Origin of the sequence: Aquimarina besae, from assembly GCF_042434905.1 — a bacterium.
GTDB lineage: Bacteria > Bacteroidota > Bacteroidia > Flavobacteriales > Flavobacteriaceae > Aquimarina.
On the sequence record NZ_CP170199.1, the window covers coordinates 1,837,473 to 1,851,074 of the forward strand.

At 34.7% G+C, this 13,602-nt stretch carries 13 protein-coding genes; 9 read left to right on the top strand and 4 right to left on the bottom strand.

Going from position 1 to position 13,602, the window contains the following annotated elements; genetic code table 11:
• Positions 1 to 118 precede the first annotated feature (118 nt).
• Positions 119 to 2,080: a DNA primase gene (gene dnaG, locus ACE94K_RS07905; RefSeq protein WP_378182440.1), complete on the top strand. Its 1,962-nt coding sequence runs from the start codon at positions 119 to 121 to the stop codon at positions 2,078 to 2,080.
• Here dnaG and ACE94K_RS07910 read toward each other — a convergent pair.
• Complete coding sequence (locus ACE94K_RS07910; RefSeq protein WP_378182443.1) at positions 2,077 to 2,709, bottom strand: response regulator; 633 nt, start codon at positions 2,707 to 2,709, stop codon at positions 2,077 to 2,079. The two genes, dnaG and ACE94K_RS07910, sit on opposite strands and share 4 nt — an antisense overlap.
• 145 nt (positions 2,710 to 2,854) lie before the next feature.
• Complete coding sequence (nadE, locus tag ACE94K_RS07915; RefSeq protein WP_378182446.1) at positions 2,855 to 3,643, bottom strand: NAD(+) synthase; 789 nt, start codon at positions 3,641 to 3,643, stop codon at positions 2,855 to 2,857.
• A 164-nt stretch (positions 3,644 to 3,807) separates the two neighbouring features.
• On the opposite strand from nadE, the gene gldB reads away from it, so the two are divergent.
• The 3 genes from gldB (at position 3,808) to ACE94K_RS07930 (ending at position 6,646) form a co-directional block, all read left to right on the top strand.
• Positions 3,808 to 4,776 (top strand): gliding motility lipoprotein GldB, encoded by a 969-nt coding sequence (gene gldB, locus ACE94K_RS07920; protein ID WP_378182449.1) that lies wholly within the window; start codon positions 3,808 to 3,810, stop codon positions 4,774 to 4,776.
• Complete coding sequence (gene gldC / locus ACE94K_RS07925) at positions 4,776 to 5,114, top strand: gliding motility protein GldC (protein WP_378182452.1); 339 nt, start codon at positions 4,776 to 4,778, stop codon at positions 5,112 to 5,114. Before gldB ends, gldC begins: the two co-directional genes overlap by 1 nt.
• Before the next feature lie 128 nt (positions 5,115 to 5,242).
• Positions 5,243 to 6,646 carry a T9SS type A sorting domain-containing protein gene (locus ACE94K_RS07930; protein WP_378182455.1) on the top strand — a complete coding sequence of 468 codons (1,404 nt, stop codon included), beginning with the start codon at positions 5,243 to 5,245 and terminating at the stop codon, positions 6,644 to 6,646.
• 98 nt (positions 6,647 to 6,744) lie between these two features.
• On the opposite strand, the gene yihA is transcribed toward ACE94K_RS07930, so the two are convergent.
• Positions 6,745 to 7,353 carry a ribosome biogenesis GTP-binding protein YihA/YsxC gene (gene yihA / locus ACE94K_RS07935; protein WP_378182458.1) on the bottom strand — a complete coding sequence of 203 codons (609 nt, stop codon included), beginning with the start codon at positions 7,351 to 7,353 and terminating at the stop codon, positions 6,745 to 6,747.
• A gap of 11 nt (positions 7,354 to 7,364) precedes the next feature.
• Entirely contained in the window at positions 7,365 to 8,129 is a 765-nt protein-coding gene (locus ACE94K_RS07940) for an alpha/beta fold hydrolase (RefSeq protein ID WP_378182461.1), read from the bottom strand.
• Between the two features lie 303 nt (positions 8,130 to 8,432).
• On the opposite strand from ACE94K_RS07940, the gene mraZ reads away from it, so the two are divergent.
• Genes mraZ through ACE94K_RS07965 form a run of 5 tightly spaced genes read left to right on the top strand, consistent with a single transcriptional unit; the run spans position 8,433 to position 13,556 of the window.
• Entirely contained in the window at positions 8,433 to 8,903 is a 471-nt protein-coding gene (gene mraZ / locus ACE94K_RS07945) for a division/cell wall cluster transcriptional repressor MraZ (RefSeq protein WP_378182463.1), read from the top strand.
• Positions 8,890 to 9,786 carry a 16S rRNA (cytosine(1402)-N(4))-methyltransferase RsmH gene (gene rsmH / locus ACE94K_RS07950; protein ID WP_378182466.1) on the top strand — a complete coding sequence of 299 codons (897 nt, stop codon included), beginning with the start codon at positions 8,890 to 8,892 and terminating at the stop codon, positions 9,784 to 9,786. The genes mraZ and rsmH overlap by 14 nt, the downstream gene beginning before the upstream one ends.
• Positions 9,783 to 10,094, top strand: a complete 312-nt coding sequence (locus ACE94K_RS07955; RefSeq protein WP_378182469.1) for an FtsL-like putative cell division protein — start codon at positions 9,783 to 9,785, stop codon at positions 10,092 to 10,094. The genes rsmH and ACE94K_RS07955 overlap by 4 nt, the downstream gene beginning before the upstream one ends.
• 7 nt (positions 10,095 to 10,101) lie before the next feature.
• A complete protein-coding gene (locus ACE94K_RS07960; RefSeq protein WP_378182472.1) occupies positions 10,102 to 12,096 on the top strand; it encodes a penicillin-binding protein in 1,995 nt (664 codons plus the stop codon).
• Complete coding sequence (locus ACE94K_RS07965) at positions 12,093 to 13,556, top strand: UDP-N-acetylmuramoyl-L-alanyl-D-glutamate--2,6-diaminopimelate ligase (protein ID WP_378182475.1); 1,464 nt, start codon at positions 12,093 to 12,095, stop codon at positions 13,554 to 13,556. Before ACE94K_RS07960 ends, ACE94K_RS07965 begins: the two co-directional genes overlap by 4 nt.
• Positions 13,557 to 13,602: the final 46 nt, after the last annotated feature.

The window sequence follows — 13,602 nt, forward strand, 5'->3', positions numbered from 1 at the left end:
TAGCCACAAGGAGGCTGTCTTTTATTAGGCAGCCTTTTTGTTTATGGAAAGAATTATGATTTGAGTATGAAGAATTGTATTATTTTTGCCTATTATGTAAAATTCCAATTAGTACTTAATGATCCATAAATCAACCATAGATGCTGTATTCGAAACTGCTCGATTAGAAGAGGTGATAGGGGATTTTGTACAGTTAAAAAAATCGGGAAGTAATTTTAAAGGCTTAAGCCCATTTAGTGAAGAGCGCACACCTTCTTTTATGGTTTCGCCCGTAAAACAAATCTGGAAAGATTTTTCTAGCGGAAAAGGAGGTAATGTAGTTGCTTTTTTAATGGAACATGAACATTTTACGTATCCTGAAGCTATAAAGTATCTTGCAAAAAAGTATAACATCGAAGTCGAGGAGACAGAGCAGACTGATGCACAAAAAGAGCAGGCCAACGAGCGAGAGAGCATGTATCTGGTCAGTGAGTTTGCAAATACATATTTTCAGAACATACTACATAAAACAGAGCAAGGTAAAGCTATAGGTCTATCCTATTTTAAAGAACGAGGTTTTACAGAGGAAACTATCAAAAATTTTGGATTGGGATACTCACCCGATAGTTGGGATGCATTTACGTCAGAAGCTATTAAGAAGGGATATCAATTAGAATTTCTTGAAAAAACTGGACTTACTATAGTCAAAGAAGAAAAGCAGTTTGATCGATTTAAGGGAAGGGTGATGTTTCCGATTCAATCTATGTCTGGTCGGGTGTTAGGTTTTGGAGGAAGAATTTTGACGAATGAAAAGAAAGCTGCTAAATATTTAAATTCACCCGAAAGCGAAATATATCATAAGAGTAAAGTACTATATGGGATATATCACGCAAAACAATCCATTGCCAAAGAAGATAATTGTTTTCTGGTAGAAGGATATACCGATGTCATTCAGTTTTATCAAACAGGAGTTAAGAATGTCGTTTCTTCATCAGGAACTGCGCTTACGTCGGACCAAATTAGATTGATAAATAGGCTTACCAAGAACATTACGGTTTTGTTTGATGGTGATGCTGCGGGTATGCGAGCTTCAATCAGAGGAATCGATTTGATCCTGGAACAAGGAATGAATGTAAAGGTGTGTAGCTTTCCGGAAGGTGAAGATCCTGATAGTTTTGCAAAACAAAATACGCTTGAGGAGCTTACACTGTATTTAGAAGAAAATGCTCAGGATTTTATAAGATTCAAAGCTTCTCTTTTACAAGAAGAATCAAAAACAGATCCAATCAAAAAAGCTGAGTTGGTGCGTGATATGGTGATTAGTATTGCGAAAATTCCTGATGTCATTAAGCGCGAAATTTATGTACAAGAGTGTTCACGTATTATGGATATTTCAGAAGACGTACTTTTCGATACTCTGGCTCAAATTCGTAACATAGATATCAAGGATCAGCGAAAGCAAACAAAAGAAGTTAAAAAATCACTAGAAGTAGTACCCCATCAAACGCAACAACAACCAAAGATAAATGAACAAAGTAGTCTTGAAAAAAAGATTATTGAAATCTTGTTACTCTATGGAACTCACGAAGAAGAGTTTGAAGATTTAGTAATGAAAGAAAATGAAGAAGGAGAACTTTTTTTAGAGCCCGAACTATATACTACAAAGGTTTTTGAAAAGATATATTTAGATCTGCAGGAAGATGAAATAGAGTTTACACAAAGTACTTTTAAGGAAGTTTATAAAACTTTAATAGACCAATTAAATCAGCAAGAGGAGTTTAAGATTGAACATTTTATCAATCAAATTCCACCAGAGGTTGCATATGAAATCACAGAGATTATGATGGATGAAGAACGTCATTCATTACATCGGTGGTCTGATAAAGAAATTCATGTCAAGAAAAAAGAACACTCGGTATCTCAGTACGTTTCTGATACTATCCTTAATCTACGCAGGTTCTTGATTAACGAAAAAATAAATGAGCTTTCACAAGAAGTGAAAGCCCAAAATTTTGATGATAATCTCAATATTTTAGAAGATATTAGAGATTATCAGACATTAAAAAAACTTTTATATAGAAAACTAAATCGAGTGATTTAATTAATATGTAATAATCTTGATTGATGAATTAAATCAGCCAGATTATCCACCTTTAGTTTTTTAAGTAGTCTGGTTTTATAGGTACTTACCGTTTTTTCGTTTATAGACAAAGTGCTGGCAATATCTTTATTACGTTTTCCGGAAGACAATAGATTTAATACTTCAATTTCTCGAGAAGATAATTTTTTATACTTCACTACCATATTATTCTCGTTGGTATTTCCATTAGCTAGTTGCTGAGTTAAATTATCATTGAGATAAATACCACCACGGGCAACACGCTCTATGGCTTTCTTAAGAGTTTTTGTAGCTACAGTTTTAGATAAATAAGCAGACGCGCCAGCTTTGATAGCACTTAGTGCATACATTTCCTCTGGATGAGAGCTAAAAATGATTACTTTAATTCCTGTAAATTCTTTTTTAATGGTTCGCAAAGCCATGATGCCGTTTATTTGCGGCAAGTCTAATTCCATGATCAGAATGTCAGGAGTATTAGATTTTAAAATATCATACATTTCGTTTCCATTACTTACTTTTCCAATGATTTCAAAATCTTCAGAGTTTCTAAGCAAAGAAGCGATCCCTTTTCTAGTAATAGGATGATGATCTGCGATTAGTACGTTTGTCATTCTTGTTTACAATTGATAAATGTTAATTTTTAATTTAAAGGGGTTAACATCTCTAGGGGTAATTCTGATATTTGTTTTCACTGCAAAATTACTAAGAACTAACAGTCGTAAACTTTTTTTTATGAAGTTATCGACAAAACGCTAATTAAATCAGATTAACGGGTATTTCACAGACCGGAATAGGTAGCATTTTGTGTTGATTTACCGTATTTAAACGGGAATAAATCTTAAAAACTTCTTGTTCTCGACCAGAAAAATCGTCACTCTTCTTGCCTAAGTCCTTCATTTTCATAGCCCATTCCAGTTCGTCATAACTCGCTCCTATTTGATCCTCGTCACTTCTGCTATCTCCAAATAAACCATCGGTTGGAGTAGCAGTTTGAATCGAATCAGGTACCTGTAATACCCTTGCTAATTCATAAACTTCGCTCTTTAATAAATCTGCTATTGGACTTATATCAACGCCACCATCACCATATTTAGTATAAAAGCCTACACCAAAATCTTCAACTTTATTACCTGTTCCTGCAACTAAATAGCCGTGTATACCTGCCAAATAGTACAAAGTAGTCATTCTTAATCTAGCTCTGGTATTGGCTAGAGAAAGATGTAATTTTGTTTCAGATTCACTGTTTGGTACGGATTTTTTGAATTCTTCAAATACTGGTGTTAGGTCTACTCGTGTGTCTGATACTTTATCAAATCGCTCTTTCAATTGCGAAATATGCTCCTGTGCTCTAGTTACTTGGCTTTCTGCTTGATGTATAGGCATTTCCACGCATAATACATTGAGGCCGGTCTTGGCGCATAAAGTAGAGGTAACAGCGCTATCAATTCCTCCACTAATTCCTACAACAAAACCATTTATATTTGCTTTAACGGCATAATCTTTTAACCAGTTAACGATGTAGTCAATTACTTTTTCAGTTTGCATATTTTATTTTTTAAATGATGTGTGTTCTAATAACTATGGATTAAATCAAATATGATATTGTAAAACATAATTTGATAATAGTACCTTTGTGGTTATAAAATTAATAAAAAAAGACAGCGTTAGAGAGTAAGAGTAATTATTTGTTTAGATATTATAATTTTCGAATGAAGTATAATAATTTTTTAAAAATAGCGGTAGTTTTTTGCATAATCTTGTCTTGTGCTAATGAAAACAAAATCGAAAAAGAGATAGCGGCGATACCTGTAGATATTGGTATTGAACGTTTTGATAGAATTTTTGCAGACGTTACTCCCGAAAATTTAGCAGATGTTAAAACCAAATATCCATTCTTTTTTCCCGAAAAGGATCACGATAGTATATGGATCCAAAAGACTAAAGATACCATACAACTAGAAATTAATAAAGAAGTAGAAAAAGCATTTAGTAGCTTTTCTCAAGAAAAAGAGCAGCTTGAATCTTTACTGCAGCATATTAAATATTATTTTCCTGAAGTGACAATACCAAGGGTAATTACGGTGACATCAAATGTCGATTATCAAAGAAAAGTTATATTATCTGATAATTTATTGATCATTTCTTTAGATACTTACCTTGGTGCTAACCACCATTTTTATAGTGGTATACAATCATATCTTAAAAATCGTTTTATAAAAAGTCAGATTTTGCCAGATGTAGCTACTATGTATGCTAGGCAGTTAGTTGAGTTACCACGTGATAGAACCTTTTTGGCCAACATGATTTATTATGGGAAAGAAATGTATCTAAAGAATCTGTTTCTTCCTAATATTGCAGATCACGAGAAAATAGCATATACAAAAGAACAATTGGCCTGGGCAGAAGCTAATGAAGAAGAAATTTGGAGATATTTTATCGATCGTCGACTTTTATATAGTACAGATGCCGAATTATTACCTAGGTTTCTTTATCCTGGTCCATTTTCTAAATTTTATTTAGAAGAAATTGATCAGGAAGCACCTGATAGAATTGGTCAGTATATTGGCTGGAAAATAGTAAATTCATACATGAAAAATAACGATGTATCTTTGCGGCAATTATTACTAACAGATGCTGAAACGATTTTTAATACTTCAAAATATAAACCTGCAAGATAATGGTGAAAATGCATAGATCCGAAATTAAAATTGATATAGAATTAGACGAAAACAGAGTTCCAGAAAAATTGAACTGGACCGCAAAAGATGGCGGAATAGAAAATGAAGAGACAAAAGCGATGTTGTTGTCGGTTTGGGATCACAAAAATAAAGAGAGCCTTCGAATCGATTTGTGGACAAAAGATATGCCTGTTGATGAAATGAAAATATTCTTTCATCAAACCCTTGTTTCAATGAGTGAAACTTTTAACAGAGCAACACAAGATGAAAAAATGTCTGCAACTATGAAGGATTTTTGTGATTATTTTGCAGAAAAACTAGAGTTAAAAGAAAAATAAGTAAGGTAACTGTTAATCAGATAGTAAAGTGTTAGGCAACTAACACTTTCGTTGTTTTTTAGGTAATAAATTTGACTATGATCATAACTTGATCACACAAATTTCTTAAAACTTAATACTTACCTAAAATGAAGACTTTTTTACTTTTCTTAAGAGAGATTAATTCCAATGTATCTCATTCAAATTCCTTAACAAAGATATTTACTTTTATTTTCTTTGTTGGCACTTTTTTATTTGCTAGTGCAAAAGAAACTATTCACGATAATTACTACAATATAGACGGCGGAGAAATTTCTGGTGGTCCTTTTACTTTTTGTGTTGATGGAGAAATTGATAATGTAAGCGGTATTTCATTATCCGGAAATTTGGGTAGCAACACTACTTGGGTGATTACAGATGATCAGGGGTTGATTTTAGGCCTTCCCCCTACATTAGATGCTGTAGAAGGTGTAGATTTTGATGGAGCTGGAGCAGGAGTATGCCTGATTTGGCATCTTAGTTATGCTACGATCGAAGGTTTAGAACCTGGAAATAATGCTTTGACTGATTTGTCCGGAGCGTACGATTTATCCAACTCAATTAGTGTGATCAGAAATGCCCCGTATGGTGGAGAAATTGCTGGAGGTCCGTTTGAATTTGTAGTGGACGGAGAAGCAGATAATGTAACTGGTATTTCTGTATCTGGTAGCTCCGGTAGCAATGCAACTTGGGTGATTACGGATGATCAGGGACTTATTTTGGGTCTTCCACCCACTATTGATGCTTTAGAAGGAGTAGATTTTGATGGAGCTGGTGTAGGCACTTGTTTGATCTGGTATATTCGTTATGAAGAAGGTTTGGAAGGTTTAGAACCGGGGAACAATGCATTAACTGATTTATCAGGTTGTTTTGATCTGTCAAATTCAATTGAAGTAGTACGTAACGAAGCAGTAGACGGCGGAGAGATTTCTGGAGGTCCTTTTGCTTTTTGTGTTGACGGAGAAGTTGATAATGTAAGTGGTATTTCTTTAGCCGGAAATTTTGGTAGTAATGCTACTTGGGTGATTACAGACGATCAGGGACTTATTCTGGGTCTTCCTCCTACATTAGAAGCTGTAGAAGGTGTGGATTTTGATGGAGCAGGAGTAGGGACATGTTTGATTTGGCATCTTAGTTATGCTACGATCGAAGGTCTACAGCCAGGAAATAATGCTTTAACTGACTTGTCTGGAGTATACGATTTATCAAATTCCATTGGAGTAGTGCGAAGAGATGGAAATAGCATAGAATGCCAAGGTCTTGGAGAGTTGAATGTAAGAGTTTTTCCAAATCCGGCCTCTAGATTTACCTTTGTAATTGTAACGGGATTTACGATTAGTGATCTCGAGGTAAAATTATATGATATGTCTGGAAACCCTGTAAATGTTGATGTCATTAATAAAAGAAGATTTGTAAGAATTGATGTAAGTGGACTAAGATCTGGAGTATACTTGGTATCTGTAGTTGACAAGAATACCGGAAACACCGCTATTGAACAGTTAGTAGTGCGATAAGTTTTTAAAAAAAAAACCAGTTACTAATAGTGGTTGTTAATCATACAAAGAGCTGTAACAAATTGCAGCTCTTTTTAGTTGAATAGCAAAAAGTTGATTTAATTATTATCACTTATTTGCTGATTTATCTCCTCAATATGATTGAGAACTTCGTCTCTGCCAAGTCCAGAGGACGATGAGGTAATAAAATAGTTAGGCATCTCTTCCCAATACTTAAGCATTTCACTAATATAAGCTTCAATATTTAGAGGGAGCTTAGTCTTTGTAAGTTTATCTGCTTTGGTAAAAATTATGGAAAAAGGGATTTGATTTTCTCCTAACCATTGCATAAATTCTAAATCTATTTTTTGGGGTTCATGTCTGCTATCAATCAAAACAAAAGCAGAAACCAATTGGGTTCGTTTAGAAAAATATGCAGTAATAAATTTTTGAAACACCTTTTTAGAGGACTTTGAAACTCTGGCATAGCCATAACCTGGTAAATCTACTAAAAACCAATTTTTATTAATGATGAAATGATTAATGAGTTGAGTTTTTCCTGGTCTACCGGATGTTTTTGCTAAACTTTTCCGATTAGTTAACATATTAATTAGTGAAGACTTACCTACATTACTTCTGCCAATAAAGGCATATTCAGGTAAACTGTTCTTAGGGCATTTTGCCACATCGCTGTTGCTCATTACAAATTCAGCGCTATTAATTTTCATGGGTTTTGTAATTAGAAATTACGATCTTGTAACCAATTGTATAATAGTTGATTAAACTCTTCTGGGTGTTCCATCATGGCGGCGTGCCCGCATTTATCTATCCAATATAAATCAGAATCAGGAAGTAGTCTATTAAAATCGTCAGCCACTTCAGGAGGAGTAACATTATCATTTCTACCCCAGATAATACAAGTTGGTGTTTTCATGTTAGGTAGATCTTTAGCCATATTATGTCGAATAGCACTTTTGGCAATCGCAAGAGTACGTATTAATTTATTTCGATCGTTAACAGTAGCATAAACCTCATCAACAATTTCCTTTGTGGCGATTGCTGGATCGTAGAATACATTTTCTGCTTTGGCTTTGATATATTCATAATCACCACGTTTTGGATAACTTTCACCCATAGCACTTTCATAAAGCCCAGAACTACCGGTGATTACCAAAGCTTTGACTTTTTCGGGAAACATTTTTGTGCATAATAATCCAATATGTCCACCAAGAGAATTACCCAAAAGGATCACCTCTTTGTAGCCTAGTTGATCAATAAAGTCTCTTAGGTATTTGGCAAACGTGCCAACACTGGTTTTAATTAATGGCATTTCGTACAGAGGAAGTTCTGGTATCAAGACTTTGTATCCGTTTTCTGGGAAAAAAGTGCTTACACCATCAAAGTTGCTTAAACCGCCCATCAATCCGTGTAAAATTACGATTGGAGTACCTTCCCCTAGCTCGAGATAACTGAATTTTCCGTCTTTCTTTAATTCGTGCTTCATTAATACTTCTTACAAGAATTAAAAGCAAATATAGCATTTTCATAATTAGTTTGAAGATTTTTTATCAATACTGCGATATGATTTTTTTAGATTTTTTTGATCAGCCTTTTTTTTTAATCATTAAAGGGTCATAACCAATATTTTATAGATAAAACTATATTCTTTTAATCCATAAAATAATGAAGATGATCAATGTTTTTGGCTTGCATATAAACGACAACTTATTAACAATGTGGTAGATTGTGGTAAAAAGTGGTAATTTTTTCAATATATTTGACTAATTATAGCAGCAAGTAAATAAAAGTGGTAAATCTTATAGGTACATATGAATGTAAAGCAGACGCTAAGGGACGTCTGATGATACCTGTAGCATTTAAAAAGCAACTTTCTCCGGTGTTGCAAGAAGGTTTTGTATTAAAAAGAGCTGTTTTTCAGCATTGTTTAGAATTGTATCCAATGGCAGAATGGAATCTTTTAATGCAAAAAATGAATAAGCTTAACCGATTCAAAAAGAAGAATAATGATTTTATTCGACGGTTTACAGCGGGAGTTAAAGTAGTGGAGATCGATGCTACCGGGCGTCTTCTTATACCTAAGGATTTAGTAAGCTTTGCCGGGATAACAAAAGAGCTGGTGTTATCATCTGCGGTAAATATTATAGAGATATGGGATAAGGCGCAGTATGAAAAAGCAATTGATGATGCTGCTGTTGATTTTGCTGATCTTGCAGAAGAAGTAATGGGATTTGATGATGAAACAGATGGAATATCATAATCCGGTTTTATTAAAAGAAACCGTAGACGGGCTTGCAATCAAGCCCGATGGAATTTATGTAGATGTAACTTTTGGGGGTGGAGGGCATTCCAAAGAGATTTTAAAAAGATTAGGCGCTCAAGGTAAATTGTATGCTTTCGATCAGGATAAAGATGCTTTGCTCAATGCTATTGACGATGAGCGTTTTGTGTTGATTAATGAGAATTTCAGGTTTATAAAACGCTTTCTTCGTTTTCACGGTGTGAAAAAAGTAGATGGTATTTTAGGAGATTTTGGAGTTTCATCACATCAGTTCGATGTAGCAGAAAGAGGCTTTTCAACAAGATTTGAAGCAGATTTAGATATGAGGATGGATCAAGATGGAGAGCTGTCGGCATATCAGGTAATTAATGAATATGAGGAGTCTGACTTAAAGGCTATGTTTTTGCAGTATGGAGAATTAAGAAACGCTCCAAAACTGGCCAGGGCCATTGTAAACTATAGAAAAGAGAAGAAAATAAAAACCAGTGCAGAATTAAAAGAAATCTTAAAACCCTTTATGGTAAAACATAAAGAACATAAAATACTGGCACAAATATACCAGGCTATACGAATTGAAGTAAATCAGGAGATAGAGGTGCTTAAGGAGTTTTTACTGCAAACAGAGGGTTTATTGGATAAAGGAGGTAGGATTAGTCTTATATCATATCACTCTTTAGAAGATAGGTTAGTAAAAAGATTTATCAGGAGTGGGATGTTTGAGGGAGAACCCGAAAAGGATTTGTACGGTAACTTTTCAGTGCCTTTTAAAAAAGTAGGGGGATTGGTTATTCCTTCAGAGGAAGAAATTAGAGTAAATAATAGAGCACGAAGTGCAAAATTAAGGATAGCAGAAAGAATATGAAGCAGACGGTTTACGACATATTAAAAGGAAAGTTTCTTATTGCTGATGACGCAATGAAAAACTGGCGTATGCTACTCTTTTTGTCATTTCTGGCGATTATTATGATTGCCAGTTCTCACAATGCAGAAAGCAAAGTTCATGAAATTGCAAAGTTAAATAATGAAGTACGCGAATTAAGAACACAGTTCGTAGATGGCAGAACAGAATTGATGCAGCTTAAGATGGAATCCTCAGTTATAGAAAAAATGACCAAAAAAGGAATAAAAAGACCAACAAGACCACCACAGAAAATAGTAGTTAAAGAATAGAATTGTTTTGGCAGTTAAAGACAAGAACATATTAAATAGGTTATACTTCATTGCGGGATGTATGTTCATCTTCGCAATTTTGGTAGTGGTAAAACTTGCAAAAACACAATTTATAGAAGGAGATATGTACCGCGCCAAAGGTGAACAACGTGTTTTTAAAACATTCGACATTCCGGCAAACAGGGGTAACCTTTATGATAGCAAGGGCAATTTATTAGCTACATCTGTACCAAAATATGATATTCGTTTTGACGCAGTAACTGTAACAGACAAAGATTTTAGAGAAAATATAGCCGATTTGGCAAAGGCTTTATCAAAGGAGTTCGGAAAATCTGCCGAATACTACGATGATGTACTTAGACGCGCCCGTGATAATAAAAATAGATACTTTCTGATAAGAAGGAATTTAGGCTACTCTCAATATATGCGCGTTAAGAATTTTCCTTTGTTAAAGTATGGGGCAAATCGGGGAGGATTGATTGTAGAGCAGCGTACTATTCGAGAACATCCTATCGGAAAAATTGCAGAAAGAACGGTTGGTTATGAGCGTCGAGATGATCAAGGGTATTACACCAGAGTTGGGTTGGAAGGTGCGTATGGACCATTCTTACGAGGGAAAGAAGGAAAGCGTAAAAAACAAAAAATTGCAAAGAACCAGTGGAAACCTATTGGGGATGCAAACGAAGTAGAACCTCAAGATGGATATGATGTGATTTCTACAATTGATGTAAATGTTCAGGATATAACACACCACGCCTTATTAGCTCAATTAGAAAAGTTTGAAGCAGAACATGGAACTGTGGTAGTTATGGAAACCAAAACCGGTGAAATAAAAGCAATCTCTAATTTAGGGCGTACCAAAGCTGGTAAATATTATGAAAAGCTAAATTATGCAGTCGGAGAATCTCACGAGCCGGGATCCACTTTTAAGCTAATGGCTATGGTGGCAGCTTTAGAAGATAAAGTGATTGATTCTAGTTATGTAGTAGATACAGAAAATGGTCGTGTTAAGTTTTATGATAGAGTAGTAAAGGATTCTAAATGGGGAGGATATGGGAAAATATCTGCTGCAAAAGCATTTGAATTATCATCGAACACTGCATTTGCTAAAATAATTGATGAAAATTATAAAGATGACCCAAAAAAGTTTGTAAACCGATTAATGAACATGGGATTGCATAAAACTTTAGGTTTGTCTATCAAGGGAGAAGGGAAACCAAAAATTCCTTATCCAGGAGATAAAGATTGGTACGGCACTACTTTGCCTTGGATGGCTCACGGATACGGTGTTGCGTTAACCCCATTGCAAACCTTAGCTTTTTACAACGCAATTGCCAACGATGGAGAGATGGTAAAGCCACGATTTATTAAAGAAGTAAAGGCTTGGGATCGTACGAAAGAAAGATTCGATAAAGAGATTCTCAATCCTGCAATATGTTCTAAAGAAACTGCAAAGGTTGTTCAGGATATGATGAAAAATGTGGTAATCAGAGGAACAGCTGATAATATACATACAGAAAATTTTCAGATAGCTGGTAAAACAGGCACTTGTTGGGGCAATTACGGAAAAGATAAAGAGAGAGAGTATATATCATCTTTCGCAGGATACTTTCCAGCAGAAGATCCTAGATATTCCTGTATTGTGGTTATCCACAAACCAAATAAAGAGAAAGGGTATTATGGCAATATCGTTGCGGCTCCTGTTTTCAAAACGATAGCCTTAAAAGTCTATAACGATATCCCCGTGGTAGATGAAGTGTCTCCAAACATTGTAGAAAGTAAGGAAATATCTGAAAGTTATGATGAATACTTCCAGAAAGCTAGAAAATATAAAACCATAATGCCAAATTTAGAGGGTATGCCGGCAATGGATGTTATTTCTCTTTTAGAAAATATGGGGTTAAAGGTAGAAGTAAAAGGCTCTGGTAAAGTAAAGAGTCAATCTATAGAACCAGGAACCAAAGTACAAACCAATCAAACCATTAGGATAGAATTATCGTGATCGAGATTAAAGACATTTTATATAAGGTACCTATAAATGCTGTTATTGGTGATACAACTACAGAGATAAATAAGGTTGAGTTCGATTCAAGAAAAGTCGAACAAGATGATCTGTTTGTTGCCATCAAGGGTACAGTAGCAGATGGACACGATTATATTGAAAAAGCAATTAACAAAGGTGCTATTGCTATCGTATGTGAATCTATGCCAAAACTGCAGGTCGATGGTTTGATATATATTCAGGTAGAAGATGCACAAAAAGCATTGGCAATTATTGCAGCCAATTATTATGAAGCACCCTCAGAGAATTTGAAATTAGTAGGAGTAACAGGAACCAATGGAAAAACAACCATCGCAACATTGTTATATCAACTATTTAAAAAGGCTGGTTATAAGGTTGGATTGCTTTCTACTGTTAAAATAATGGTGGATGATATCGAATACAAAGCTACACATACAACTCCGGATTCTTTAACAATAAACTATTACCTGAAAGAAATGAATGATACAGGGGTGGAATATTGTTTTATGGAAGTAAGTTCTCATGGAATTGATCAAAAACGAACAGCAGGTTTGGTGTTCGAAGGAGGAGTGTTTACCAATCTTTCCCATGATCATCTGGACTATCATAATACTTTTAAGGAGTATAGAGACGTAAAAAAAATATTTTTTGATGAATTAGGAAGTAAAGCCTTTGCATTAACTAATAATGATGATAAAAACGGAAGTTTTATGCTTCAGAATACCAAGGCTAAACAATATACCTATGCGCTAAAGTCGTATGCAGATTTTAGGGGGCAAATCTTAGAGAATGGCTTAAGTGGTTTGCTGCTTAAAATTAATGATAATGACGTTTGGACAAAGCTTATCGGAAGTTTTAACGCATACAATCTGTTAGCAATTTTTGGAACAGCTGAACTTCTAGGCTTAGAAACTTTAGAAACTTTACAATTATTAAGTGACCTGGAAAGCGTTAGTGGTAGATTTCAGTATTTGATTTCTGATAAAAAAGTCACTGCGATTGTAGATTATGCGCATACTCCGGATGCTTTAAAAAATGTATTGGAAACGATTAATGACATCAGAACAAATAACGAAACACTAATTACAGTTGTGGGTTGTGGTGGAGATCGAGATAAAAGTAAGAGACCTTTAATGGGAAACATCGCTTCAGCATTAAGTAATAAGGTGATTTTTACCAGCGATAATCCCAGAACTGAAGATCCGGAAAAAATTATTGGAGATATCGAAAAGGGAGTGGAGCCGCAGAATTATAAAAAGATAGTTTCAATTACCGATAGGAAACAGGCAATAAGAACTGCTTGTCAATTTGCAGAAGAGAATGACATTATTTTAATCGCGGGCAAAGGTCATGAAACCTATCAGGAGACCAATGGCAAGCGAATAGATTTTAATGATTTTGAAATTGTTAGAGAAGAACTAAAAAAACTAGGAAAGTAAATAAATCCTTTATGACTCAATGGATTCAAGTCGGATAAAAGGTAAT

Bases quoted from the DNA above. Each gene is read 5' to 3' on its own strand.
- ACE94K_RS07930 (WP_378182455.1), top strand. From the start codon at position 5,243: ATGAAGACTTTTTTACTTTTCTTAAGAGAGATTAATTCCAATGTATCT.
- ACE94K_RS07910 (WP_378182443.1), bottom strand. From the start codon at position 2,709: ATGACAAACGTACTAATCGCAGATCATCATCCTATTACTAGAAAAGGG.
- ACE94K_RS07955 (WP_378182469.1), top strand. From the start codon at position 9,783: ATGAAGCAGACGGTTTACGACATATTAAAAGGAAAGTTTCTTATTGCT.
- gldC (WP_378182452.1), top strand. From the start codon at position 4,776: ATGGTGAAAATGCATAGATCCGAAATTAAAATTGATATAGAATTAGAC.
- ACE94K_RS07940 (WP_378182461.1), bottom strand. From the start codon at position 8,129: ATGAAGCACGAATTAAAGAAAGACGGAAAATTCAGTTATCTCGAGCTA.
- rsmH (WP_378182466.1), top strand. From the start codon at position 8,890: ATGGAATATCATAATCCGGTTTTATTAAAAGAAACCGTAGACGGGCTT.
- gldB (WP_378182449.1), top strand. From the start codon at position 3,808: ATGAAGTATAATAATTTTTTAAAAATAGCGGTAGTTTTTTGCATAATC.
- dnaG (WP_378182440.1), top strand. From the start codon at position 119: ATGATCCATAAATCAACCATAGATGCTGTATTCGAAACTGCTCGATTA.
- yihA (WP_378182458.1), bottom strand. From the start codon at position 7,353: ATGAAAATTAATAGCGCTGAATTTGTAATGAGCAACAGCGATGTGGCA.
- nadE (WP_378182446.1), bottom strand. From the start codon at position 3,643: ATGCAAACTGAAAAAGTAATTGACTACATCGTTAACTGGTTAAAAGAT.